This window comes from Enterococcus casseliflavus, from assembly GCF_029215545.1.
In the GTDB taxonomy this organism is placed as follows: domain Bacteria; phylum Bacillota; class Bacilli; order Lactobacillales; family Enterococcaceae; genus Enterococcus_D; species Enterococcus_D casseliflavus.
In genome coordinates, this window is sequence record NZ_CP119393.1 from 250,485 (window position 1) to 276,217 (window position 25,733).

General features: G+C 44.4%; 25 protein-coding genes. 19 read left to right on the forward strand and 6 right to left on the reverse strand.

Annotated features, from left to right (window positions below; all coding sequences use genetic code 11):
• Nucleotides 1-18 precede the first annotated feature (18 nt).
• The 3 genes from rarD to P0G38_RS01165 all read left to right on the forward strand — a co-directional run bounded on the left by rarD (nucleotide 19) and on the right by P0G38_RS01165 (nucleotide 4,054).
• On the forward strand, nucleotides 19-924 hold the full coding sequence (rarD, locus tag P0G38_RS01155; protein WP_213357419.1) for an EamA family transporter RarD: 906 nt from the start codon (nucleotides 19-21) through the stop codon (nucleotides 922-924).
• Nucleotides 925-1,202: 278 nt separating this feature from the next.
• Nucleotides 1,203-2,045 carry a BglG family transcription antiterminator LicT gene (gene licT, locus P0G38_RS01160; RefSeq protein ID WP_016608476.1) on the forward strand — a complete coding sequence of 281 codons (843 nt, stop codon included), beginning with the start codon at nucleotides 1,203-1,205 and terminating at the stop codon, nucleotides 2,043-2,045.
• 137 nt (nucleotides 2,046-2,182) lie between these two features.
• Entirely contained in the window at nucleotides 2,183-4,054 is a 1,872-nt protein-coding gene (locus P0G38_RS01165) for a beta-glucoside-specific PTS transporter subunit IIABC (protein ID WP_167823287.1), read from the forward strand.
• 186 nt (nucleotides 4,055-4,240) lie between these two features.
• Here the strand turns inward: P0G38_RS01165 and P0G38_RS01170 are convergent, their stop codons facing one another.
• Entirely contained in the window at nucleotides 4,241-4,912 is a 672-nt protein-coding gene (locus tag P0G38_RS01170; RefSeq protein ID WP_275853745.1) for a cyclic nucleotide-binding domain-containing protein, read from the reverse strand.
• A 196-nt stretch (nucleotides 4,913-5,108) separates the two neighbouring features.
• Here P0G38_RS01170 and P0G38_RS01175 point away from each other — a divergent pair, with 196 nt between their 5' ends.
• The 5 genes from P0G38_RS01175 to P0G38_RS01195 all read left to right on the forward strand — a co-directional run bounded on the left by P0G38_RS01175 (nucleotide 5,109) and on the right by P0G38_RS01195 (nucleotide 9,340).
• Nucleotides 5,109-6,041, forward strand: a complete 933-nt coding sequence (locus P0G38_RS01175) for a phosphate/phosphite/phosphonate ABC transporter substrate-binding protein (protein WP_005230658.1) — start codon at nucleotides 5,109-5,111, stop codon at nucleotides 6,039-6,041.
• A gap of 160 nt (nucleotides 6,042-6,201) precedes the next feature.
• Entirely contained in the window at nucleotides 6,202-6,993 is a 792-nt protein-coding gene (gene phnC, locus P0G38_RS01180; protein ID WP_010748970.1) for a phosphonate ABC transporter ATP-binding protein, read from the forward strand.
• A complete protein-coding gene (phnE, locus tag P0G38_RS01185; RefSeq protein WP_275853749.1) occupies nucleotides 6,965-7,744 on the forward strand; it encodes a phosphonate ABC transporter, permease protein PhnE in 780 nt (259 codons plus the stop codon). Before phnC ends, phnE (P0G38_RS01185) begins: the two co-directional genes overlap by 29 nt.
• Complete coding sequence (phnE, locus tag P0G38_RS01190) at nucleotides 7,741-8,523, forward strand: phosphonate ABC transporter, permease protein PhnE (protein ID WP_196044153.1); 783 nt, start codon at nucleotides 7,741-7,743, stop codon at nucleotides 8,521-8,523. The genes phnE (P0G38_RS01185) and phnE (P0G38_RS01190) overlap by 4 nt, the downstream gene beginning before the upstream one ends.
• Before the next feature lie 4 nt (nucleotides 8,524-8,527).
• On the forward strand, nucleotides 8,528-9,340 hold the full coding sequence (locus tag P0G38_RS01195) for a metallophosphoesterase family protein (RefSeq protein WP_275853752.1): 813 nt from the start codon (nucleotides 8,528-8,530) through the stop codon (nucleotides 9,338-9,340).
• Nucleotides 9,341-9,409: 69 nt separating this feature from the next.
• Here the strand turns inward: P0G38_RS01195 and P0G38_RS01200 are convergent, their stop codons facing one another.
• Nucleotides 9,410-9,886 carry an ImmA/IrrE family metallo-endopeptidase gene (locus tag P0G38_RS01200; protein WP_074536478.1) on the reverse strand — a complete coding sequence of 159 codons (477 nt, stop codon included), beginning with the start codon at nucleotides 9,884-9,886 and terminating at the stop codon, nucleotides 9,410-9,412.
• Between the two features lie 5 nt (nucleotides 9,887-9,891).
• Nucleotides 9,892-10,224, reverse strand: coding sequence for a helix-turn-helix domain-containing protein (locus tag P0G38_RS01205; RefSeq protein ID WP_005230670.1), 333 nt, complete (start codon nucleotides 10,222-10,224; stop codon nucleotides 9,892-9,894).
• A gap of 163 nt (nucleotides 10,225-10,387) precedes the next feature.
• Here P0G38_RS01205 and P0G38_RS01210 point away from each other — a divergent pair, with 163 nt between their 5' ends.
• Nucleotides 10,388-10,753 carry a hypothetical protein gene (locus tag P0G38_RS01210; RefSeq protein WP_275853756.1) on the forward strand — a complete coding sequence of 122 codons (366 nt, stop codon included), beginning with the start codon at nucleotides 10,388-10,390 and terminating at the stop codon, nucleotides 10,751-10,753.
• Nucleotides 10,754-10,794: 41 nt separating this feature from the next.
• Here P0G38_RS01210 and P0G38_RS01215 read toward each other — a convergent pair whose 3' ends face one another.
• Nucleotides 10,795-12,546: an ABC transporter ATP-binding protein gene (locus P0G38_RS01215; protein ID WP_275853758.1), complete on the reverse strand. Its 1,752-nt coding sequence runs from the start codon at nucleotides 12,544-12,546 to the stop codon at nucleotides 10,795-10,797.
• Nucleotides 12,547-12,605: 59 nt separating this feature from the next.
• Nucleotides 12,606-13,442 (reverse strand): MarR family transcriptional regulator, encoded by an 837-nt coding sequence (locus tag P0G38_RS01220; protein ID WP_275853760.1) that lies wholly within the window; start codon nucleotides 13,440-13,442, stop codon nucleotides 12,606-12,608.
• A 201-nt stretch (nucleotides 13,443-13,643) separates the two neighbouring features.
• On the opposite strand from P0G38_RS01220, the gene P0G38_RS01225 reads away from it, so the two are divergent.
• From P0G38_RS01225 to P0G38_RS01245, 5 genes are all read left to right on the forward strand, one after another.
• Nucleotides 13,644-14,249, forward strand: a complete 606-nt coding sequence (locus tag P0G38_RS01225; RefSeq protein WP_275853762.1) for an NADPH-dependent FMN reductase — start codon at nucleotides 13,644-13,646, stop codon at nucleotides 14,247-14,249.
• 36 nt (nucleotides 14,250-14,285) lie between these two features.
• Complete coding sequence (locus P0G38_RS01230) at nucleotides 14,286-14,807, forward strand: NADPH-dependent FMN reductase (protein WP_275853764.1); 522 nt, start codon at nucleotides 14,286-14,288, stop codon at nucleotides 14,805-14,807.
• A 226-nt stretch (nucleotides 14,808-15,033) separates the two neighbouring features.
• Entirely contained in the window at nucleotides 15,034-15,891 is an 858-nt protein-coding gene (locus tag P0G38_RS01235) for a glycosyltransferase family 8 protein (protein ID WP_275853766.1), read from the forward strand.
• A 284-nt stretch (nucleotides 15,892-16,175) separates the two neighbouring features.
• Nucleotides 16,176-17,261 carry a hypothetical protein gene (locus P0G38_RS01240; protein WP_195961487.1) on the forward strand — a complete coding sequence of 362 codons (1,086 nt, stop codon included), beginning with the start codon at nucleotides 16,176-16,178 and terminating at the stop codon, nucleotides 17,259-17,261.
• Between the two features lie 231 nt (nucleotides 17,262-17,492).
• Nucleotides 17,493-17,960, forward strand: a complete 468-nt coding sequence (locus tag P0G38_RS01245) for a TspO/MBR family protein (RefSeq protein ID WP_010748985.1) — start codon at nucleotides 17,493-17,495, stop codon at nucleotides 17,958-17,960.
• Between the two features lie 47 nt (nucleotides 17,961-18,007).
• On the opposite strand, the gene P0G38_RS01250 is transcribed toward P0G38_RS01245, so the two are convergent.
• Nucleotides 18,008-19,813 (reverse strand): M3 family oligoendopeptidase, encoded by a 1,806-nt coding sequence (locus P0G38_RS01250; RefSeq protein ID WP_010748984.1) that lies wholly within the window; start codon nucleotides 19,811-19,813, stop codon nucleotides 18,008-18,010.
• 400 nt (nucleotides 19,814-20,213) lie between these two features.
• Here P0G38_RS01250 and arcA point away from each other — a divergent pair, with 400 nt between their 5' ends.
• The 5 genes from arcA (at nucleotide 20,214) to P0G38_RS01275 (ending at nucleotide 25,675) form a co-directional block, all read left to right on the forward strand.
• The gene (arcA, locus tag P0G38_RS01255) at nucleotides 20,214-21,437 is read left to right on the forward strand and encodes an arginine deiminase (protein ID WP_275853772.1); all 1,224 of its coding nucleotides are present in this window, start codon (nucleotides 20,214-20,216) and stop codon (nucleotides 21,435-21,437) included.
• Between the two features lie 19 nt (nucleotides 21,438-21,456).
• Nucleotides 21,457-22,476, forward strand: a complete 1,020-nt coding sequence (gene argF, locus P0G38_RS01260) for an ornithine carbamoyltransferase (RefSeq protein ID WP_005230693.1) — start codon at nucleotides 21,457-21,459, stop codon at nucleotides 22,474-22,476.
• Between the two features lie 17 nt (nucleotides 22,477-22,493).
• The gene (arcC, locus tag P0G38_RS01265; RefSeq protein WP_005230702.1) at nucleotides 22,494-23,429 is read left to right on the forward strand and encodes a carbamate kinase; all 936 of its coding nucleotides are present in this window, start codon (nucleotides 22,494-22,496) and stop codon (nucleotides 23,427-23,429) included.
• A 41-nt stretch (nucleotides 23,430-23,470) separates the two neighbouring features.
• Nucleotides 23,471-24,160, forward strand: coding sequence for a Crp/Fnr family transcriptional regulator (locus tag P0G38_RS01270; protein WP_005230704.1), 690 nt, complete (start codon nucleotides 23,471-23,473; stop codon nucleotides 24,158-24,160).
• A 63-nt stretch (nucleotides 24,161-24,223) separates the two neighbouring features.
• Nucleotides 24,224-25,675 (forward strand): YfcC family protein, encoded by a 1,452-nt coding sequence (locus P0G38_RS01275; protein ID WP_005230705.1) that lies wholly within the window; start codon nucleotides 24,224-24,226, stop codon nucleotides 25,673-25,675.
• Nucleotides 25,676-25,733 lie beyond the last annotated feature (58 nt).

Here is a 25,733-nt window from a genome sequence, read left to right on the forward strand (position 1 = left end):
GAAAAAATCAGGGAGAAAATGAAGAATAAAGGCGTTTATTTTGGATTGTCTGCCTATGTCTTGTGGGGCTTGGTCACACTATATTGGAAAATAATCGTTGGGGTTTCGCCATTAGCAACGATGTGCTACCGAATCGTGTGGTCCTTTGTTTTTATGGTGTTGTTTATCGTGCTTTCTGGGAAGAAAACGCAATTTTTACAAGAAGCGCGTCTGCTGTGGAAGAACAAAGCATTTGCTGGACTGATCGTTTTAGCTTCTGTGCTGATCTCCATCAACTGGTTCACCTTTATCTTCGCGGTGAGTGCGGGCCACGTGATGCAAGCCAGCTTAGGCTATTATATCAATCCGCTTGTCAATGTCTTGTTAGCGACCGTTTTTTTGAAGGAACGTCTTAGTCGTACTGGCATGCTGGCGTGTCTGCTGGCAAGTATCGGGGTGATCTTATTATCGATCCAAACAGGAACGATTCCTTATGCCTCACTGATCATGGCCTTTTCCTTTAGTACGTATGGCTTGATCAAAAAAAGAATCCCCATTAGTTCGGTTACTGGGTTAACAATCGAAACGATGGTGATTTTCCCCTTTGCCCTCGTGTATATTTTAGGATTTTCAACCGTCGGCTTTATGAACTATCCCTTGCAAACCAATCTCTTATTGGTGGGTGCTGGGATCGTGACGGCTATTCCGCTGCTGCTGTTTGCGGAAGCAGCGAAAAATGTTTCTTACATTACGCTTGGGTTTATTCAATACGTCAACCCGACGATCATGCTTTTGTTAGCCATCTTTTTGTTTCACGAAACCTATTCACTGGCCCAATTTTCCGCCTTTGCGTTTATTTGGCTGGGGATCGCGGTCTTCACCTATGGTACGCTAGGGACGGCGATGAAAGAGCGGCGCATGGGACAGCAAAGAAAGCAACTTTGATACATCAGGAATGGCTGCAGCTGGGCCGTTCCTTTTTTTATTAAAAAACAAATCATTTTAGGTAGTGAAGGATGTTGCAAGGAGAACGCTTCAATGGTATAACAAAGGAAAAACCCGTTGTAGAAATTTTGTTTGAAAAGGGTTGCATCTGCCACAGGGGTGTGTTATTATTCTTTCAGTTACAAGGATTGTTACTGTTCGGCAGGCAAAACCAGAATTGACCGCAGCGCGCTAACGGGGAGATTCTAGGTTTTTTTATTTTGGAGTGAGGGAAAGCGATGATTATTGGAAAAATTTTAAATAATAATGTCGTCATCTCGACCAATGATGCCGGTCAGGAAGTGATCTATATGGGTCGCGGCATTGCGTTTAAGAAAAAAGTCGGCGATCCAGTGGATGAAGCCTTTGTCGAAAAAGAATTTGTGTTAAAGGATACCTTTACTGCAAATCAGTTTCAGCAATTGTTTTCAGACATTCCTGTGGAAGAAGTCGAAGCCGTCAAGCAAGTGGTGGATGATGCAGAAGCATCCTTGGGGATCGAGCTGTCGCCAAATATTTATTTGACCCTGACCGACCATATCCATTATGCGCTGGTTCGGGCACGTGAAGGCATTGAGCTGCCGAATCCATTGTTGTTTGAGACCCGCAAATTTTATCCGAAAGAGTATGCGGTTGCAGCAGATGCCGTTGCTTATTTTGAAAAAGTCTTCGGGATTACATTGCCAGAATCGGAGATCGGCTTTATCGCCTTTCATATCGTCAATAGCGAACAAGCCAATGGCACGATGGAAACCACGATGCAAGCGGTAGAAATCGTACGTGACGTACTGGCGATCATCAGTCGCTTTTATGGACGAGTCTTTAACCCAGATTCCTTGAATTATCAACGGATCACCACGCATTTGCAGTATTTTGCGCAGCGTTATTTAAGCGATGAACTTTCGGGGGAAAAAGATGAATTTTTATTTGCCCTTGTGCAATCGAAGTACCCTAAAGCGTTTCAAACGGTCCAACGGATCAACGAGTACTTGATCAAAACCTACGACAAATCGATCGGTGAATCAGAAATGATCTACTTAACGATCCACATCGAACGTGTCGTCAATGATCAAACCAATTAACATTCAATCATTAACGGATTGTTACTGTCAGGCAGGCAATACCCAGATTGAAAAGACAACAGTCAGCGAGGAAAAAACTCGTTAGACGGTCGTTTTTTCAATCTGGGTTTTTTTATTAAAAAAGGAGTGTTGAAAAAATGAGTTCAAATAAAGAAATTGCCGTTCGCGTCCTTGATGCGGTGGGCGGCAAAGAAAATGTCAACAGCGTGGTGCATTGTGCGACCCGCTTGCGTTTCAAATTAAAAGATGAGAACAAAGCGGATACGGCACGCTTGAATCAAGACGACGACGTGATCCAAGTCGTTCAAAGCGGCGGACAATACCAAGTGGTGATCGGCAGTCATGTCAGCGACGTTTACCGTGAATTGAATGGAGTAGCGAACTTCGATGGTGAAGCAGACAGCAAAGGCGATAAAGGCAATTTGTTGAATCAACTGGTGGATATTATTTCGTCGATCTTTACGCCGTTTTTAGGTGCAATGGCAGGTGCTGGGGTCTTAAAAGGATTCTTGACGCTGGCAGTCACCTTGAATTGGTTAGCGGCTGATTCTGGGGTTTACACCGTATTGTATGCGATTGCCGATGGGCTGTTTACCTATTTACCAGTGATGTTGGCTTTTACTGCAGCGAAGAAGTTTCGTACCAATGAATTTCTAGCGGTTTCCTTAGCGATGGCGTTGGTTCATCCAGACATTACCGCTTTGGCTGGGCAAACGTTGAGTTTCTTAGGCCTTCCGGTCATTATTGGTGCGAGTGCTTATACGTCTTCCGTCATTCCGATTATTTTAGCGGTCTTTTTACAAAGCTATGTGGAGCGTTTCTTTAAAAAAGTCATTCCTAGCTTCTTACAGATCATCTGTGTGCCTTTAGCGGTCTTCTTGATCATGGCGCCATTGACTTTTATTGTCGTCGGTCCATTAGGAACGATTTTAGGAAACTTGTTAGGTAGTGCCTATGACAGCATTTACCACTTCAGCCCACTGATCGCTGGGGCTGTCATGGGTGGTTTATGGCAAGTCTTTGTGATGTTTGGCATGCACTGGGGCTTTGTACCGATCATGATGTTGAACCTCAGCCAAACTGGTGTCGATACGATGGTACCGATGCTGTTGCCAGCTGTCCTTTCTCAAGGGGGTGCAGCGCTAGCAGTGTTCTTTATGACAAAAAATGTGAAATTGAAAGGCTTGGCCCTTTCTTCAACGATCACCTCAATTTTTGGGATCACAGAACCGACGGTGTATGGGGTGACTTTGCCATTGAAAAAACCATTTATCGCCGCGTGTATCAGTGGTGCCCTCGGTGGTGCCTTCATTGGCTTCAGCCAAGTCGAAAACTATACCTTTGGGTTAGTCAGCTTACTAAGTCTGCCGTCCTTTATCCCACAAGATACGAAAGATTTAAGTGGTCTGATCGCAGCTTCGATCGGCACGGCTATCGCTTTTGGCGCCGCGTTTGTCTTGACCTTCTTCTTACGTTTTGAAGATCAGCCAGCAACTGATGCCAGTGCAGCACCAGCAAAAGAGCCAGCAGCACCCACAGAGAGTTCGTCTAAAGAACGAGTGATCCTCAGCAGTCCGTTAGAAGGCAAAGTGGTTCCCTTAGCAGAAGTCAAAGACCAAGTCTTTTCTTCTGGTGCATTAGGAAAAGGTATCGCTATCGAACCGACCGTCGGGGCTTTATATGCGCCAGCAGATGGCACCATCACGACGCTCTTTCCTACTGGCCATGCCGTTGGTTTGACCACCACGGATGGAGCCGAAGTTCTGATGCATATTGGTATGGATACTGTGGAACTAGACGGCAAAGGCTTTGAGGTCTTTGTTAAACAAGACGATCAAGTCAAACGCGGCGATTTGTTAGTGAAGTTTGATCTAGATACGATCAAAGCAGCTGGCTTATCCACGATCACACCGATCGTTGTGACGAACACCCCGCAATATTTAGATGTGATGGATATGAACCAAACCGATGTCTTGCAAGGAGAAGACTTCTTAGCCATCGTAAAATAAGCAAAAGAAACCCGATCCTCGACTGAATATCAGCAAGGATCGGGTTTTTTGTAAGAAAATAAGGCGCAGTTTCCCTTCTCGCTTGCCTTAATCGGTGGCAAACGCTTGTCACAGCGCGAGTTAAGAGCAAGACCAACATCAGGATGCCTACTCAGGGAAAAACCGAACATTCTTGGGGACTGCTCCTTACACATGGCTTAAATTTTCGGCAAGCGACTCTAAAGCGGGGAAATCGAGAATCGTATAGCCCTGTTTTTGTTTTTCGATCAGCTTGTCTTCTCGAAAGCTGGTAAAGGTTCGCAGCAGGTGGCGATAGCTGACGTTCAAGATTGCGGCACAGGTGGTCAACTGAAAGGAAAAGTGTTGATTTTCTTGATGCGCAAGAATAAATTTGGCCAACCGTGTCTCTACAGGTTCCGTCAATGAATTCGCTAAGTTGATCCCCGAATTCAAGCGGGAACTGAGCAACTGACAGATGGTTTGCAAAAAGCGGACGTCTTGTTGCAATGTGTTGCGGTAGCGATTCAAAGGGATGCAGACACAGACGCAAGCAGAAGCGGCTTTGACACTGCTTTTCGGCAGGAGTTCCCACAAAGAGGAAGCTTCTCCTAAAGGTGCAGCTGGCTTGGCGTAATCAATACAAATCGTTTGGGTATCCGAAGAGAAGGAATAGACCATCACGGTTCCTTCTACGAGAAAATACAAGTATTCAGAAGGCGTACCCGTTCGAATCAGGTGCTCTTCTTTTTCAAAGGAATGCAAAGTGGCCATCGCTAACAAATCATTGTCCATATAAGATTGCAGATCGTATGTGTCAATGTAATTACTGAGGCGTGCGGTATCATCGATTTTTTTCATGGAAATCAGCCACTCCTGAATGGTTTTCTTTAAGTATAGCTTAGTTCCCCTTTTGACTCAACACGAACGATAAATAAAAACTAATGTAAATTGTATGTAAAAATAAGGTAAAATAGGACATGTGTCACTTCATTTTGACGGGATACTTGGTATGATTTGAATGTAAGAAAGCTTCAAACCATTAGGAGGAGAAAAAATGCCATTGAAACGAATTGTTAAAGGAATGTTAGGAATTGCGTTAGTTGCCGCATTGACCGGCTGTGGGAATGGGAGCAGCAGCAGCGACAGCAGTGCCGCAGCCGAAAAAGAAAAGCTGGTGGTACAATTCGTACCGACCAATAATGACGGCTCGATGCAAGCCAAAGCAAAACCGTTTGCTGAGTATTTATCAAAAAAATTAGACCGTGAAGTAGAAGTAACGTTAGCAACGGATTATTCGACGATCGTAGAAGCGATGGCTTCTGGACAAGTTGATTTAGGGATCATGCCGCCAGCCGCTTATGTTCAAGCCAAAGACATGGATGCAGCTGAAGCGATTTTGACTTCTCAATTAGGTGCTTATGATCCAGAGACGGGTTTGCCATTAGAAGGGGAAAAAACCAATACCTTCAAAGGGGAAATCTTGGTCCGTGCGGATAGCGACATGACAGAATTGACGGACTTAAAAGGGAAAAAAATCGCCACATTGAGTCCAAACTCTGCCAGCGGCTATATTTACCCAGTTGCCGAGTTGAAAGATGCAGGAGTTGATCCAACGACGGATGCTACATTAACGACGGTGAATGATATTCCAAGTGAGATCACTGCAGTCTTGAATGGTCAGATGGATGCCGCCTTTGTGTTCCAAGGGGCACGAAATGTCTTTGCGTCAAGCTTCCCAGACAACGACTTATTCAAAGACCTAAAAGTCCTTTACTTGACCGAAGGGGATATTCCAAATGACGCCATTGCCGTCCAACCATCAATGGATGCTGAACTAAAAGAGCAGATCAAAGAAGTGTTCTTGAACATGGCAGATGATGAAGAGGGTGCCGAAGCAATGAGCTTGTGGGGACACCAAGGGTATGAAGAAGCAGCAGATTCTGCTTACGATACCATTCGCGATTATACACAACGAGCAGCAGAGTAAAAAATCAGGGATTGCGGTAGAAGGATAACGGGACACGGAGATGTGCAGCGATTTACTAGGGGAATAGGTGGAATACGCAGTACCAGTGCATTTTTTAGTGAAATAGACCGTGACCGATTGGGGAAACTTTGCCGCGGTCCCTACATAATGGAGAAAACAGATGATAACTTTTGAGAATGTATCCAAAGTCTACCCGAATGGGGTCAAAGGATTACAGAACATAGATGTAACGATTGAGCAAGGTGAATTTGTGGCCATCATTGGCTTGAGCGGTGCTGGTAAGAGTACCTTTTTACGCTCAATCAATCGCTTAGTGCCAATCACTGAAGGAGATATCCGGATAGACGGCAAATCAGTCACGAAAGCCAATAAAAAAGAATTGCGCTTGATTCGTCGACAAATCGGATTGATCTCCCAAAGCTTCAATTTGGTCAAACGCAGTACCGTTCAAAAAAATGTTTTGTCTGGGCGTTTGGGGTATTACGGGACCTGGAAAAGTATTTTAGGGTTGTTTACGAAAGAAGACTACGAAAGAACGAAAGAAGCGCTAGCGACGGTCGGCTTGTCAGACAAACTGCAAACGAGAAGCGACCAGTTGAGTGGTGGGCAACAGCAGCGGGTATCCATCGCCCGTGCCTTGGTCCAACAAGCGCCGGTGATTTTAGCAGATGAACCCGTGGCATCACTAGATCCCATCACGACAGAGAAAGTGATGGAGGATCTGAAGAAGATCAATCAAGAAATGGGCAAAACGATTGTCATCAATCTGCATTCGATTCCCTTGGCTCGTCAGTATGCGACAAGGATCATTGCCTTAAAAGCAGGTGCGATCGTTTTTGACGGCAACGCAGCCGCTTTGACAGATCAGCGTTTAGAACAAATCTATGGCAAAGCAATTTTTGAAGAAAAGGCAGGAGAAATCGATGAAACTGAAAGAAACAGTTCATTTTAATTGGTACAAACACCTGCTGCTGGTTCTTTTATTGCTGCTCTTTTTTCAAAGCAGTGCCTGGATCACAGGGGCTGATTTTGCCCAAGTGTGGTCGAATCGCAGCCAGATGACGGCTTTCATGGCTCGCTTTTTGCACCCAGACTTTAGCTATCTACCGCAACTGGTGATGCCCTTGATCAAGACATTACAGATGTCCTTTTTAGGCACCGTTTTAGGAGTAGTCGCAGCGATACCGGTGAGTCTGTTGGCGACAACAGTCGTGACAGAAAGCCGTTGGGTCTCGGTGCCAATGCGTTTTCTCTTAGGGCTGGTGCGGACGATCCCCAATCTATTGTTGGCGGCATTGTTCGTAGCGATTTTTGGGATCGGTGAAGCCACTGGTGTTTTGACCATCGCGGTCTTTACCTTTGGTATGGTTTCACAGTTGATGTTCCAAGCGATCGAAACCATTGATTTTGCGCCGATCGAAGCAGCAGCGGCGGTAGGAGCGAATAAATTTCAAGTGACCGTTTGGGCGATCATTCCCCAAGTCATCAGCCAGTTTGCCAGCTATACTTTTTATGCCTTTGAAGTCAATGTTCGAGCTTCGACGGTGTTAGGGTATGTGGGTGCTGGCGGGATCGGGGTCATCTTGAACGCCTCATTGGCATTGTTGAATTATGAGCGGGTCTCGATCATTATCTTGACGATTTTGCTGACGGTAGCGATCGTTGATTTTCTCAGTGAGCGGGTAAGGAGGTCTTTCCTATGATGATCAGAGAAGTGAAGAAAACGACTTGGCTGTTATGGGGACTCTTTGCTGTTTTACTAGTTTTATCCGCTGCGACGCTGGATTATTCTGGATTAAGCACCTTTTCCTTAGCGATGGGAAGAGATGTCTTGCAAGGGCTGAGTCAGCCAGACTGGTCCTTCTTTTATGACGGCAGTGGGGAAGATCTGTGGAGCTTGTTGTTACTGACGATCGGGATCGCTTGTCTAGGAACGATGATCGCAACAGTCTGCGCGATTCCAGTGACCTTGCTGAGTGCCGCCAACCTATGGGCTTCTGCGCCGTGGGTCGCGAAGGTCGGCAAAATGATCTGCAATATCTTGCGGGCATTTCCAGAGCTAGTTTATGCGATTATTTTTGTCCGTGTGGTAGGTCCGGGACCTTTCGCTGGGGTTATGGCGATCGGTGTCCACCAGATCGGTATGCTGGGCAAGTTGTTTACCGAAGAAATGGAAGCCATGGATGAGCGCTTGACGGAAGAGATGCAAGCAGTCGGTGCCAACTTTTGGCAGACGATGTTTTTCGTGCGGGTTCCTTATTTAGCACCCATCTATAGTTCCTTTGCATTGAATCATTTTGAAATTGCGGTCCGCAGTGCGGCAACGTTAGGGTTAGTCGGTGCCGGCGGGATCGGTGCACCATTGATTTTTGCTATTCAAACCAGAACCTGGAGCAAGGTAAGTATTATTTTGTTGGGCGTCGTTGTGACCGTCTTCTTATTAGACCAGTTGACTGGAATCATCAGAAAGAAATTGAGATAAACCTATGAATGTATTGCATATATCAGATATCCATTTTCGAGAAAGTTACCTGCCTTGTGAAGAAGGGTATCAAGGAATGCTGGCAGCTATGCAAAATCCCTTGATTCCTCTTGAAGAGTGTATCCAAGATGCCAAGGCGCGAGTAGCGATCGATTTGGTGGTGATCAGTGGCGATTTGACCGAAGATGGCGCGCCTGCCGATTATGCCTCTTTGAAGCGATATTTAGAAAAAGCCTTTGGCTCAGTGCCCATCGTAGTAACGCTAGGTAATCATGATATCAAACGGCATTTTCGCCAAGGCTGGCAAGGCAAGTCAGTAGAAACCGCCAGTGATACGCCTTTTAATCAAGTCTATGAAACGGAGACATTGGCGATCGTGACTTTCGATAATTCCTGCTATGGCTATGCCGACGGTATCGTAGATGAGCGACAGTTTGAATGGCTGCAAGCCACGCTGGCGCAGCTCAAAGAGAAAAAGATCGTTTTTGTGACGCACCATCATTTGTTGCCCGACCAAGCAAGCACGCCGGCATGGGCCGGTGCCAATCGTTTGGTGGCATTATTGCAGCAGTATCAAATCTCTTGTATTCTCAGTGGACATACCCATCATGCGTTTACGGGAACGATCGCAGGGATTCCTTACTATACTGTGGCAAGTATGTCGTTTGTCGGGGAAGATGAAGGTGATGGAATGGTCCGTTTTGAAGAACGCTATGGATACAATTTGTATCGTTTCGAGGAAGGTGCGCTGGTTCATCAATCCTCAGAAAACTATCGACCGAACCGTGTATTGATGCGGGTCAACATGCAAGGATAAAAAACAGACGTTCCGTCAACGCTGCACTTAGCAGCAGGAAAGGAACGTCTGTTTTTGTGTGAAAAAGGCTTAACTTTGATTGCCAAAGGTTTTGACAACTTCAATCGTGCCGTCGATATGGAAAAACAAGGTATAGTTCTCTTCGGTTTTGATACCGTCAAAGCGGCGAGCATAATACGTGACCGCGTCTTTGAAGGTTTGTGGGGGAACCCCTAAATAATCAGCGCATGCCGCCAATGTTTTGCAGCCTTCTTCAAAACAAGCGATGATATCATAGGGCGTGACCACGATCGCAGAACCAATGTCGCGGGCTTTGCGTTCTTGTTTGCGTTTTTCGTTGGTGTCTTGGGCGGTAATGTCGCCAGCACTGGTCAGATAATGACCGATTTCTTCACCGATGGTGCTCAAGAGGTCTTCTTGTGATTGGTCAGGGTTCAAGTAAATATGGTGATCGATGTACAATCCTTGCTGACCATCAGGCATATTTTTATCGAAAATAAAGTGCAAGTCTGGGTAGGCGGCCATCAGTTCTTCTACTTTATCCATTTCCATCATTCCTTTTGGGCGTGCCGCTGTTTTATAAATTCAATATAGCTGAGGATGTCTTCCATCTGCTCATCGGTGACGTCATCATCAATATGGGCCGCAACGGTTTGAACTTTTGCAGAGGGCGGCGTGAAGCCTGCCGGGACTTGTCTGCCTAATAAAAAATCGGTGGATACTTGAAAAATCTCCGCGAGTTTGACGATGGTCTCGCCATCGGGTTCGTTACGATCATTTTCGAAATGAGAATACGCTGCGCGAGTGATTCCCAGCTGATCTGCGATCTGCTGTTGGGTTTGATTGGTTCGTAGTCTGAGTGTTCTTAGCCGTTCGCCAAGCATGAGTGATCGCCTCCTTTTTTGTAGTATAGCACGTTAGATATAATTTGTATCTATTTTTGTATTATTTGATATAAAAAATATCACATCAGTTGACGATACGAATCGTATCTTTTATACTGGAAACAGATGATATGAATTGTATCAAAAAGAATGGGGGAGGATCATGGATACATCGATCGTAACAGTTGTCTTGCCGTCACTCATTACTGGTGTACTTACTTATTTGGCTACCCGAGTATCCAGCAAAGCGAATTTGGAACAAACGAATATCGAAAATGCCCAGAAGCTTTACCTAAAATATGAACAGATCAATCAAGAATTGACCCATAAAATCGATCAGTTAGAAGATGAAGTCCAAAAGACCGCTAAAACTTACCAAGAAGAAGTCTTAGTTTATCAAGGAAAGCTTGCTACTGCCCAAAGCGAACGGGATTTTTTGCGGGCAGAAAATCAGGTGCTGAAAGAATTACAGCGAGTAAATCAAGTGCCTGGAACGCGTGAAGAGAAGCAACATTCAGCCGTTGGCTAATAGAAAAAAACTGCTTATCCGTCAATAAGCAGTTTTTTCGATTAGTTGATCATTTGTTCATTGACATAGGCAGCATAAAGCGGGTGGTTGTTGATCAATTCTGCATGGGTACCTTGACCAGTAATGGTGCCTTTTTCTATGAAGTAGATTTGGTCAGCATCCACGATGGTCGATAAGCGATGAGCGATCACTAATGTCGTACGTCCTTCCATCAAATGATCCAACGCCCGCTGGACTTTTTCTTCTGACTGAGAATCTAGGCTGGCGGTCGCTTCATCTAGCATCAGCAGCTTGGGGTCTCGCAAGAATGCTCGAGCGATGGCGATCCGTTGTTTTTGCCCGCCAGATAGTTTGACGCCGCGTTCGCCGATTTGTGTTTCTAGTTTTTCGGGGAACTCTTGGACGAACTGATCGGCATAAGCCAATGCCAGTCCTTGCCACAATTCCTCCTCTGACAGCGTTCGGCCCAATCCGTATTGCAAGTTTTCCCGAATCGTACCAGCAAAGACCGCACTGTCTTGGGAAACATAGCCGATTTGTGCCCGCCAGTTTTGCAGATCAATGTCAGCTATCGGCTGTTCACCAATCAGCAAGCGCCCGCTGGTGGGCTCATAAAAGCGTTCCAGTAAAGCAAAAATCGTGGATTTTCCGCCGCCGCTTGGTCCTGCAAAAGCAATCACGGTGTTGGGTTTGGCTTCAAAAGAAATGTTTTGCAAAATCGGCCGTTTGGGATCGTAACTGAAATCGATCTGTTCTGCCCGTAAGACTGCTCCATCGATGGCGGCTTTGGGTGCTGCTTGAATTGGTTCTAGCGGCGTATCCAAAATTTCTTGGATCCGTTCCGTAGCACCCATCGCTTTTTGGACTTGTGAAAAGAACATCGCAAACGTCGTCACAGGCGCAATAATATTAAAGAGATACAGTAGAAAAGCGATCAATGCGCCACTCGTCAAGGTGCCGGCTTGCACACGGATCGCGCCATAACCGAGGATTCCTACGAGTAAGCCCAGCATGGCCGTCGTCATAATTGGCTGCAAAATCGCACTGACTTTCGCATCCTTGACCCCGAGGGTAAAAATTACCCCAATGTTGCGCCGACCGTTTTCTTGTTCACTGGCTTCTCCGTTGCTGGCTTTGATTAAACGGATCTCCGAGAGTTTTTCGCTGGCATCCGCATTGAAATCGGCGGTCGCTGCTTGTAACTGGCGTCCTAGTTTCGACATGATCTTGCCGATCGGCCACATGATCAAGGTGATCAAAGGCACCGCACTGAACATGATCGCAGCCATCTTCCAATCCATCAAAAACAAGATGATCATCGAACCGACCAATTGGATCAAGCCAGTGACAAAGCTGGGAAATTGCGAGGTGACTAGTTCTTTGATCACTGAAGTATCATTGACGAGTCGTGAACTGCTTTCCCCCGACTTGTGGTCATCAAAATAGCTGACTGGCAAATGCAGCAGATGTTTCCAAAGACGTTCCCGCAACGTTTTCACAGCACTTTCTCCCACATAGCGCAAGAGAAAGCCGCCTAAAGTCCCTACGCCTAATTGCAGCACAAAGGCTAGGATCAAAACGACTAGCATGGAGGTGCTGAACGTGGGGGTGCCGCTGGCATCGACTAGCGTTTTCGTCAGCTGCGGCACGACCAAACTGGCGGCACTTGTGATCAGGCTAAAGAGCATCCCTAAAAGAAACAAGCCTTTCTTAGGATTAACACTGACGATCAGGTGGATAAAGTCTTTCATTTTAAATTTGTTTTTGTTCACTGTTGGTGTCGTTGTTTCCATTCGTTTTCCTCCGCAGCAAGCAAGATGGCTCACCGCTTTTTCTTTTTAATTAGGTGTTATTAGAAATCCTGCCAATCCTCCTCGGCTGCTTCGTCTTTAGAAGTGGAAGTCGGTCTTGCTTTGCGGCCTTGTCCAAACCCGTAGGCATCAAAAAAATTGCCTTTTACCCATGTGTACCGTGGATCATTCGCCTCGCTATTATCAAATGGTCCAAATGGTCGATTGCCAACCATGCCGCGATGTCCAGGAAACGGCATTTGTCGCATGGCTTCCTTGATCTGTTTTTTCATTTTGCGTCGCTCATCAACGCCCATTTCTTGCCAAGTATCTTTCATTTGTTGCCTCATTTTTCGGCGCTCGTCATTCGTCATTTCCTGCCAATTTCCGCCCCATTGCTTCATCATTTCTTCCCGAATCTCTTGCATGGCTTGCAAACGATCCATTGGGTCAATAAAGCGTTGTGCCTGCTGTTGGAAGTCCGTCTCCCACCCAGCGGCGATGTTTTCAAGCAGACGGGCAAACTCGGTTTGTTCCTCCTCTGAGAGCCCAGCAAAAAACGACTGACTGCTGGTGGCTTCTTTTTGTGCCAGTAATTTTTCTGCTTTTTTTCGGCCAGTTTCTGTCAGATAGATTCGTTTGATCCGTTTGTCAGCAGCATCTTCTTTGCGATGAATATCGCCACTATTTTCCATTTTCTTCAATAGTTCCGCTAGAGAGCTTGGCCGCAGGTCTAAGACTTCTGCAAGATAACTTTGCACCAAGCCGTCTTCTAAATTTAAAACGGCCAGGACACGTTGCTGTCCCGAAAGGCGCTGGTTGTTTTGACTCATAAAGGCATTGCTGGCTTCGCTGATAAAACGAAGCTGTTTCATTAAGTGGTCGGTCATTGTACTCATGGTGCACACTCCTTTTGGTTTATCGTTCGGTACCTAACGATATCGTTGAGTTGATTATAGTTCGGTACCGAACGAATGTCAATAAGAAGCAGTTGAGATTTTTTTCTAACAAAAAGTAAGCAGAATGATTGACTTACTAAAAGTAAGTTTGGTATGCTGAGTCCATCGTTAAAGAAAACACAACAAAAGGAGTACAAAAGAATGGTCTTTGGATTTGGGAAAAAAGAACAAATAATTGAAAAAGAAGTAATGAAAGAGGTCTATCGCACCCCGGAAAAGAAAAAAGCGCAAAAAATCGGAATCATCGTTGGCAGTACGAGAGAAGGCCGCGTGAGTCCGCAAGTAGCCAATTACGTGTTACAAACAGCACGCGCACATAGCGACCGCTCGTTTGAAATCATTGATATCAAAGACTACGACTTGCCCTTTATGGGTACAGGCGAAGCGAACCAAGCGTGGAACGAAAAAATCGCTGAATTAGACGGCTACCTCTTCATCGTACAAGAATACAATCATGGGGTATCGGCTTCCTTGAAAAATGCGTTAGACAGCGCCCGCGAGGAATGGTTCAACAAAGCAGCAGCAATCGTCAGCTATGGTTCAGCAGGGGGGATTCGGGCCGCTGAGCAAGTCCGCTTGATTTTGGCGGAACAAAAAGTAGCCACGGTGCGCACCAATCCAGCCTTCAACTTGTTCACTGATTTTGAAAACTTTGCCACCTTTACTCCTGGCGAGCATATGACTGCAGGAATGAACGATATGTTGACGGAATTATTGGACTGGGCAGACACATTTGCCAATCGTTAAGAAAACAAAATAAGATAACCTTAGGAGGAACCTATCATGAAATTTGGTATTATTTTAGGCAGTACAAGAGAAGGACGCGTAAGTCCGCAAGTCGGAGCATATATTCAAGAAATTGCTAATCAACGGTCAGAGCATCAGTTTGAGATCGTTGATGTAAAGGCATTTGATTTACCGTTTATGGGAACGGCTGAGCCAAACATGGCATGGAACAAAAAAATCGCTGAATTAGATGGCTATATCTTCATCGTGCAAGAATACAACCACGGTTTTGCGGCTTCCTTGAAAAATGCCGTAGACTCTGCTCGAGAAGAATGGTTTGATAAAGCAGCTGGGATCGTCAGTTATGGTTCTGGCGGTGGGATTCGTGCCGCTGAACAATTGCGTAACGTTTTAGCTGAACAAAAAGTTGCCACCGTGCGGACTAACCCAGCCTTCAATCTCTTCACTGATTTTGAAAATTTCAGTACCTTCAAACCAGGTGCGCACATGGCTGCAGGTGTCAATGACATGCTAGATGAATTGTTGTTGTGGTCAAAAGCTTTTGCAACGATCCGCTGATCTGTTTTCAAGACACAATCATTTATAAGCGATCCTTTGCTGTTTCATCCCATGGATGGAACAGCTTTTTTGGCGTCTGCAAGGCAAGGGTTCGATTGGCAAGGGTGTTTCACTGAAAGAAAGACCAAAAATCGGGTATACTAGAAGAACAGAAGCTGCGTGCAACAGCAATCGATTTTTTTCCAAAAACCTGCACGCAACCAGTAACAGAGGAGTGAACAAGAGCATGAATCTACTTTTTGCGATTGATGATCGATTCAGTGAACAATTAAAAACAACGTTATATTCAATCAAACGTCATACGACAGCAGCATCCTTCGATGTCTATGTCTTACAAGAAAAAGAATTGAAACAAGGTGCAGAGCTCAAGGCCTTTTGTCAAAAATTGGCGATGACCTATCATCCCGTCATCATCGGTTCTGGCTCGATTTTTAAAACGGCGCCAGTCAGTGACCGCTACCCTGAGTCGATCTACTATCGATTATTGGCGCAAAATTACTTGCCGCAGCAGGTGGAAAAAATCCTGTATCTGGATGCGGATATTTTGTGCATCAATGATTTACGTCCCTTATATGAGCTGACGTTAGGGGATTTTCTGTATGCCGCCGCCAGCCATTCTAAGCTGACAGAAGTAACAACAGTCATCAATAAAGTCCGTTTGCGCAATTATGAGTCGGAAGGCTACTATAATTCAGGCGTTTTGCTGATGAATGTGCACCAGCTGCGGCAAGAGGTCAAAGAAGCAGAGATCGCAGCGTTCATTGAGAAAAATCATTTGAACCTCTTTTTGCCAGATCAAGACATTTTGAATGGGTTGTACGGCGATCGGGTGCTGGCGATCCCTGATCAGCTCTACAACTATGACGTACGAAAAAACCGTACCTATGAAACGATCAGTTTAGGGGAATGGAGTTTGGATTGGGTCATCGAGCATACCGTTTTGTTACATTTTTGCGGCAAAGAGAAGCCATGGAAAAAAGGCTACCGCAGCCGCTACGGGGCGCTATACAAGTATGTGGAAAATGAACGACGGAAGTTTGAAGAGGGCAGATCAAGTCAAAGTGAAAAACACCAAAGATTATAGATGTAAAAAGTGATGAGCGTACTTGTTTCATCACTTTTTTGCGTCTCTTTTTTTCAGCATCGATAGTTTGCAGCGAAGAGTTCATAATTAGTCTGACTTTCGAAAATCGTCTTATTCGATCACCTCGTTTTCATTTGTCTGAGGAAAGCAGAAACTAGAAAAGGCGAAAAGATGTTTTTTTCTTAACTGTTCATAGATACATGTGGTATAATTTTTGAAAAATGGTCATAAAAAGTATTTATAAACGTTTTTTATTTATTATTATGAACAATAAGGAGGAAGAAATGAAAAGGTTGGTTTTGGTATTGGTTGTAATGGTTAGCTTTTTAGGGCTAGCAGGGTGCGCTCAGAGCAATGTTGATATGATAGATTTTATTGATGTTGAATTTCAAGGATTAGATACACGAGGATTTGCTTCTTATTCAATCAACTATGATCGGTTACATACCTATTTATATGAAAATGACCTAGAAATTGAATTTGAGGACGATATGCACGTTTATGATAATGAGGAATTTGAAGATATACTTGAAATATCTTTTGATAATTCCTTGGATCTGTCAAACGGCGACACTGTCAAACTCTTGGTCTCTGTTGATTTGACTAAAGTGAAAAACCTGACAGGCGGAGAAAAAGAAGTGACGGTGGAAGGACTTGATGAACCGAAATGGCTGACAAGTGAGGAGGTTGAAAAACACCTCGTAGTCAACTTTAATGGGGTAAGCGGCCGCGGAGAAGCGCAAATCGACAACACGCTCCCTGATGAACTAGGTGGACTACCTTTCCAATTAGTTGGAGATGGAGAATTTAAAAATGGCGATACTGCAAAAATCGAAGTATCCGCTGAATTGCAAGATCGGCTGGTTCAACATGGATACCTGTTAGAGGACAGTTTTGATCCAAGGTTTGAAGTAAAAGGACTTGCCGAAGTCGCTGAAAAGGCGGGAGATATTGCTAATTTAGAAGATATAAAGCGAATGATCGATGAAGAAACTACTCGCACGTATAAGGATTGGTGGGTTGATAAAGAAGTTGGAACTCGTTATGAGATCAAGGAAGAAAAATTGCTTTATCGCCAATTCACTAGAGAAGATAACGACAGTCAAAATTTATTTGGTTATCGTTCTACTACGAACAATGGTAATTTAATCAAGATTTTCAGTATAAAAGAGTACTCTGGAGGAACAGAAGGGAAACTTAAAAAAGAATACACTGCAATTATTGGTTTTTCAGATTTATATCTTGATGAAGAGAACCGAGTGAATGTCGCAGATTTGGTAACCATCAAAGACACGAAAGATTCTACTTATTCGTTAGAGTCAGTCATTCAATTATATGAGGGCTACGGCTATACGGAAGTTGAAGATTAGGAAGTCGAACGTAAAGCGGCCTTTTTGATCTACTTCCCATTCGCTCGTTCTTATGATGCAGGACTAGTCAAGCAAGAAGCCCAAGAAGGGGAGCAAGCAGCATAAATTGCAAGGAACAAGAAAGAAACGTCCACACGGGCGTTTCTTTTTTTAAGCGTTCTATTCTGCTTTTTTTCGATTCGATGGTACGATTAAATGAGAGAGTCATGAAAAAAAGAAGGAGTGGAGAACATGAAATTTTTGATTTGGCTGGTCTGTGTGATCGGCATCGAAGCAACAGGAATCATCTCGAGTTTGTTTGCAGGAGACATCGCTGGAACGTATGCGCAAATGGAAAAACCCTTTTTAGCCCCTCCTGGTGGGATCATTGGGATCGTTTGGACGATTTTGTATGCCTTTATGGGAACAGCGTTGTATCTGTTGATCGTAGCCAAAGTCAATCCAGCGCTTAAAAAGAATGCCTATATCTTCTTTGCGATCCAGCAAGTACTAAACTTCTTGTGGAGTATCGTTTTCTTTGGCTGGAATGCTTACTGGGCAGGAACGGTCATTATTGTCTTGTTAGTCCTATCAGTGATTATTTGTATGATCCTCTTTGCTCGCATCGACAAAAAAGCAATGTACTTGTTTATTCCTTATTTGATTTGGTGTTTATACGCCGGCTACTTAACGATTGGCTTAACTTTATTGAATGCCTGATAGAAAAACCCTCTTCCAAGCGTCGTGTTGGAAGAGGGTTTTTTCTTTTAGATATAGTCTTCAGTCAATTCCATAAAGCTGGCAACATCTTTTAGGACCATATCGATCCCTGCTTGCCAGAAGTCTGGTTTTGTTAAATCAACACCAAGGTGTTTTTGTGCCAATTCTTCGGTGGTCATTGAAGCAGTATCTTGCAATAAAGCAATGTATTCTTCTTCAAAGCTAGACCCTTTTTCATTGGCATACGCGTAGATCCCCATACTAAAGAGGTAACCAAAGGTGTAAGGGAAGTTGTAGAACGGCACATCGTCAATAAAGAAGTGCAATTTGGCTGCCCAGAAATGCGGGTGATAAGTCGCTAACCCATCCGCATAGCTTTCTTTTTGCGCCGCTGTCATCATTTCCGTGATTTGCTCCGCTGAAACTAAGCCGTTTTGACGGGCTTGGTAGAAGCTGTTTTCAAAAATAAAGCGTGCATGGATGTTCATGAACATCGCGATCGCATTTTGCATTTTGGCATCCAATAGATTGATTTTTTCTTCCTTCGTTGTCGCTTCTTTGAGGGTTGCATCAGCAACGATCAATTCAGCAAAGGTACTTGCTGTTTCGGCAACGTTCATGGCATAGTTGCGGTTTAATTCCGGCAGCTCCCAAAGAACGCTGCTGTGAAACGCGTGACCTAACTCATGGGCGAGCGTCGCTACTTCGTTGACTGAATTGCTGTAGGTCATGAAAATACGTGACTCTTTGGTTTCTGGCAAGCTGGTGCAATAGCCGCCAGGACGTTTGCCAGGACGATCTTCTGCTTCGATCCAGCTTTTTTCAAAAGCAACTTGGGCAAAGTCAGCCATTTTAGGACTGAACTTACGGAAGTTGGTCAAAATAAAGTCAGCTGCTTCATCAAAGGTGTAGGTTCTTTCTTCCATGTCACCAAGGATGATCGGTGCATCTTGGTCTTGCCATTCCATTTTTTCTTTGCCGAAAAGCTGGGCTTTGCGGGTCAAGAAATCAACGATCGGCTGTTTGTTCTTTTGGATCGTGCCCCACATAGCATCCAATGTCGCTTTTTGCAGACGATTGTATTCTAATGGTTCTTTCAAGTAATCAGTGACCCCGTGAAGCTTGAAGGTAGAAAGGCGGAAGCCGTCTAAATGGTTCAAGGTATCTGCAAAGAGGTCTTCTTTTTCTGCCCACGTCTTTTCCCAAGTGTCAAATAAACGCGCACGAACTTCTGGATCTGGATCACCCATCATTTTATTGAAGGCTTGACCAGCGGACAAGTTGATCGTCGTGCCGTCTTCTTGAAGGAAAGGAATTTCGATTGAAGCAACGATCGTATCGTAATGTTGGCTCCAAGCATTTAAGCCATCTAAATTTAACGTGTTGATGATGGTTTCTTCTGCTTCGGATAACAATTCTTTGCCGTCGCGACGAATCTCGCTTAGACGAAAGGCGATTGGTGCTAAGTTTTCCGCGGTAAGTAATGCGGTCCAATCATCCTCAGAAATTTCTGTCAATTTTTTCGAGAAAACGGTTTGTGCTGCTTGCAGTGCTGGCAGTTTTGCGTAGAGGTCGCCGGTCAGGATTTTGGCTTTGCTGTCGTTGACATTCGCTGAAAGCAAGGCATTGATAAAGCTGCCACATTGTGAAAATCCCTGATTGATTGTGCCAGAAAGTTCGATTAATTCCTCTAATTTTGTCGCATTGTCTGTAGCGTTTGGTGCCCAAGCGTCAACTTTTTCGCGGTAAGTTTTGATTTCTTCTTCCAGCTGGCTCATGCGTTCTTTTAATTGAACAGAATCACTGCCTCCTGGAAAAATTGTTTCTAGATCCCAATTGATTGAATAGGTCATTCCTATCAAACCCCTTTCTTTTCCTACGATCTTATTAAGTATAGCATAGCCACATTTAGTCGCAACCATCGGATTTTTTTAATCGAAAAAGGAAAGCTATTGGTTGAAAAAGTTCTTTTCTTTCGTAAGCTTTGCCTGCATTGGGCGGGGAGGTCAAAATCAAAGAAAAGAACAAAATCGATCATTTTTTGATTCTCATCAAATTCTTATTTAAAAATTGCTGAATAAATATTACATAAAAAAAAATAACAACGAGTAAAAAAACGCTCGCAAGAAGATATTCACTCTTTATTGCATAATGACAAATGCTTTGCATAATGAAGGCGAAATACGTCGCTTGGTAAGCGCATACATTCTTGTACTATGTAGGCGTAATCAAAACAAAGGAGGATGTAAAGAAATGTCAAATGCTATTCATGTTTTTTCAGAAATCGGCCGCTTGAAGCAAGTCATGCTCCATCGCCCTGGTCGAGAATTAGAAAACCTCGTGCCAGATCATTTAAATCGCTTGTTATTTGATGATATTCCCTTTTTGGAACAAGCAAGGGCTGAACATGATCAATTTGCCGATGTATTGCGTAATAATAATGTGGAGGTGTTGTATTTAGAAGATTTAGCAGCAGAAGCGTTAACTAGTCAAGAAATCAAAGAGCAGTTTATCAAGGAATATTTAGAAGAAACAACGTTACAAAGCCCAGAAATCATTGCTGAAATTACCGATTATTTCTTATCTTTTGAAGATAACCGTCAATTCATCGATAAAACGATGGCAGGTCTAGCGAAAAATGAACTGAAATTGCCCCATAGTCAAAGCTTAGCTGGTGCTGTGGATGACCAGTATCCGTTTTTGATCGATCCAATGCCGAATTTGTATTTCACTCGTGATCCGTTTGCGACGATCGGTAACGGGGTTTCCTTGAATCGCATGTATTCAGAAACAAGACGTCGTGAAACGTTGTATGGCAAATACATTTTTGCTCATCATCCAATGTTCCAACAACAGCCACCGCACTTGCTTTATGACCGTGATCAGCCAACACGAATTGAAGGTGGCGATGAATTGGTTCTGTCAAAACGAGTGTTAGCGATCGGGATCTCCCAACGAACAGATGCCACTTCCATTGAACAGTTGGCTCGTAATGTGTTCCAACATGAACCAAGTTTTGAGTACGTCTTAGCTTTTGATATTGGTCAAGAACGCAAATTCATGCATTTAGATACGGTATTTACAATGGTTGATTATGACAAATTTACGATCCATCCAGAAATTGAAGGAGAACTGACCGTTTATTCAATCTCACGTGACGGAGATGGCGTAACCATCAATGAGGAAAAAGATACGTTAGAAAACATTTTGTGCCGCTACTTAGAATTAGATGCAGTGGAATTGATTCGCTGTGGGGGTAACGATTTGGTCGCTGCAGCTCGGGAACAATGGAATGACGGTTCCAATACCTTGACGATCGCACCTGGCGAAGTCGTGGTCTATGACCGCAACACGATCACCAATCAAAAATTAACTGAAGCCGGCATCAAATTGCATAAAATCTCCGGCAGTGAATTGGTTCGCGGCCGTGGCGGCCCTCGCTGCATGAGCATGCCATTTATTAGAGAAGATATTTAATCTAGAGGAGGAATTACTAATGAAACAAGTATTTAAAGGAAGAAGCTTCTTAGCAGAAAAAGATTTTACGAAAGCCGAGTTAGAATACCTGATTGATTTTTCAATCTATTTGAAACAGTTGAAAAAGCAAAATATTTCTCATCGCTATTTGGAAGGCAAGAACATCGCCCTCTTATTTGAAAAAACGTCGACTCGGACACGGGCGGCATTTACGACGGCTGCCATCGATCTTGGTGCCCATCCAGAATTTTTAGGTGCGAATGATATCCAGCTAGGCAAAAAAGAATCCGTTGAAGATACCGCCAGAGTTTTAGGCAGCATGTTTGATGGCATTGAGTTCCGCGGGTTCAGCCAACAAGTCGTTGAAGATTTAGCCAAATTCTCTGGCGTTCCTGTTTGGAATGGCTTGACCGATGAATGGCATCCAACCCAAATGATCGCTGACTTCATGACGATCAAAGAAAACTTCGGTACATTAGAAAACATTACGTTAGTCTATGTGGGCGATGGCCGAAACAATATGGCGAATAGTTTGTTAGTGACGGGGGCGATTTTAGGTGTCAATGTTCGCATCTGTGCACCAAAAGAACTTTTCCCAGCTGAAGAAGTGACAGACTATGCCAACAAATTTGCCAAAGAATCTGGCAGTCAGCTGATGGTAACAGACGATATTCAAAAAGGCGTCAAAGATGCCGATGTTCTGTATACCGATGTTTGGGTGTCAATGGGGGAAGAAGACCAGTTTGAAGAACGGGTGAAGCTGTTGAAAGATTACCAAATCAACCGCGAAATGGTAATGGCGACTGGAAAACAAGACGATGGCTTGATCGTGCTTCACTGCTTGCCAGCGTTCCATGATACGAATACGACGTATGGAAAAATGATCGAAGAAAAATTCGGCATTTCTGAAATGGAGATCACAGACGACATTTTCCGCAGTCACTGGGGCCGTCAATTTGAAGAGGCTGAAAACCGAATGCACTCGATCAAAGCAATCATGGCAGTAACCTTAGGCGATCTCTTTATTCCTAGAGTGTAAGAAGGAGCAGTGAGCAGATGAGTGAAAAGAAACCAACGATCGTTGTCGCCCTTGGCGGCAACGCTATCCTAGCAGATGATGCCAGTGCCAAAGGGCAAAAAGAACGGCTTAAACAGACCGTCGAGTATTTAATTCCCCTAATCCAAAAAGACGTTCATTTGATCATTACCCATGGGAATGGGCCTCAAGTGGGAAATTTGGTTTTGCAGCAACAAGCCAGTGATTCTAGCAAAAACCCAGCGATGCCTTTAGATACTTGCGTGGCAATGACGCAAGGCAGTATTGGCTATTGGCTCCAAAATGAGCTGAGAATCCAGTTGAAAGAAGCCCAAATGGCTAAGCCGGTGGTAACAGTGGTTACGGAAATTACAGTCGATGCGCAAGATCCAGCATTTGCCCATCCGACCAAACCGATCGGTCCTTTCTTAACGGAAACAGCTGCCAAAGAAGCCATGGCAGCAACAGATGCCATCTATCGGGAAGATGCTGGTCGTGGTTGGCGGAAAGTCGTTGCCAGTCCTGCACCACAAGCGATTCAAGAAGTTGCCAGCATCAAGGCGCTGATTGAACAAAACACGATCGTTATTTGCGCAGGCGGCGGGGGCATTCCCGTGTTAGATAATGGGCTGGGGGTTGAAGCCGTGATCGATAAAGATTTTGCTTCTGAAAAATTGGCTCGTTTAGTCGATGCGGATCAGCTGATCATTTTGACGGGCGTGGAAAAAATCGCTTTGAACTTTGGCAAGGAAAATGAGCAGTGGTTGGATCATGTGACCGCCGCTGAATTGGAAACCTATGTCGATGAAGGGCATTTTTCACCGGGAAGCATGTTACCGAAAGTACAAGCAGCTTTGAATTTTGTCAAAATGGGCACAGAGAAACGGGCAGTGATTACTTCCTTAGATAAGCTGGCAGAAATTGAAGACGCTGGTACACAGATCACCTGGAAATAAGCGAAGTAGCAAAGCAAGTCCAAAACATTGGAGTGAGAGAAATGATCGACTACCAAATAAAAGATCCATCAACAAGAGCGAATAGCTTTCAATGGCTGGAAGAAGAAAATCAACAGCGATTGAAGGAGCATATTTACTGCCGTACGTACAAAAAAGGCCAAGTGCTTTTTTATGAAGGCGACGTAAGAGATCGGATATTCCATGTGATCGAAGGTCTCGTACGGATCGAAAAAACCGACGGAACTGATTCCTATTGTTATGTAGATTTTGTTGGGCCTGATCAGTTATTTCCTTTGATTGGCTTGTTTGAAAGAGACAACTATGATGTATCGGCATTCGCTGCAACAGACATTGTCGTGCAGTTTGCAGCGATGTCGCTGTTTGAACCGCTGGTTGTTTCATCTACAAGTCAGTTGCTGTGGCTGAATCAGCAAATGAGCCAGCAGTTGGAGAAGCAAAGACGCCGAGTGGAGTACTGTGTCACCTCTAGCGCGCAGACAAGAGTCGTCAATACGATCGGTCTCTTGATGATCGAGCACGGACAGTCACAAGGAGAGCAGATTCGCATTCCTTTTCCAGTTTTTATCAATGATATTGCTAAATACAGTGGAACGACGCGAGAGACGGTCAGTCAAACCATCAAGGCGCTCGTGCATAAAAGAAAGATTTATTATCGTTACAAAGAACTCATTATTTATGACAAAGATTATTTTTCCCATGTTGCGAATTGACCACAGACAGACTAGCTGTTGGCAATTTGCACCTAAGATTGATTCAATAGAGGAGGAACGAAGATGAAAAAAAAGCAAAAAGAAAAAAAGTCGCTGACATCGTTCAGTATCTTATTTCTGATCATTATTGCGTTGACGGTCGCTTCTTGGCTACTAGCCGGTCAGCCCTTTGCACCTTCATTACCAGCAGGCCAAGAAGAGATGGTCAGCCAAGTCGTCGGTGCCAAGTTTTCTGATTTCTTTATGGCGCCTTTTAACGGATTTCGTGATGCGATCGAGATCTGTGTGTTTATTCTTTGTTTGGGTGGCTTTTTGAATATTGTCACACGAACAGGCGCTTTAGAAGCTGGTATTCAGCATTTGGTCAAAAAACTCAAAGGCAACGAGTTGATTTTGATCCCGATTTTGATGGTGTTGTTTTCAATTGGTGGCTCAACTTATGGAATGGCGGAAGAAACGATTCCGTTCTATTCCTTATTAGCAATCACAATGGTGGCATCGGGCTTTGATACGATCGTCGCAGCAGGAACCGTCATGTTGGGGGCGGGTGCTGGTGTGATCGGCTCCACCGTTAACCCCTTTGCTACGGGAGTGGCAATGGATGCCTTACGAAGCATCGATATTGCTCCGAATAATGGCACGATCCTAGTAGTTGGCGCATTGCTTTGGTTAGTCACGACCGCGTATTGTATCTTTGTGGTGATGTCTTATGCCAAAAAAGTCAAAGCCGACAAAGGCTCCACGATCTTATCGCTGCAAGAGCAAAAAGAAATGGAAGAACATTTTGTCAAAGATACGAACGAAGACTTGGCGTTTACGCAAAAGCATCGCCTGATTTTGACGATTTTTGGCTTATCCTTTGTGATCATGGTGGTTTCCTTGATTCCTTGGGGCGACTTTGATATCCACGTGTTTGACGGTTGGACCGCCTTTTTGACCGGGAATAGCTTCGGTGAATGGTATTTTGGTGATTTGGCTATGTGGTTCTTCTACATCAGTATCATCATTGCATTGATTCAAGGATTCTCAGAAAAAGAAATCGTGACCAACTTTATCGATGGGGTCAAAGACATTTTATCCGTTGTCTTGATCATCGTTGTGGCACGGGGTGCTTCCTACATTATGCAAACGACGTACTTGGATCTGTTTATTTTGGATCGGGCTTCCCATCTTTTAGAAGGGTTATCACCTGTCCTGTTCGTAATTGGTGCCTATATTTTGTATCTGCTCTTATCGTTCTTGATTCCATCGACTTCAGGACTGGCATATGTATCGATCCCTATCATGGGTGCCTTGGCGCAAAGCATCGGACTCAATCCGAACGTCATGGTCATGATCTTTACTGCTGGTTGCGGATTAGTGAATTTGATCACACCAACTTCTGGCGTCGTGATGGGCGGATTGGAGCTGGCGCGGGTCAACTATTCTACTTGGACTCGCTTTATGCGCAAACCGTTACTGGTTATCGGAATTTCCAATCTTGCCATTTTAATCTTCTCGATGTTGTTCTTGTAAGCTGCGTTTCAAGAAGTGAACGAGACGGATCAACTATTTCAGTAAGCGAGGCGACTTG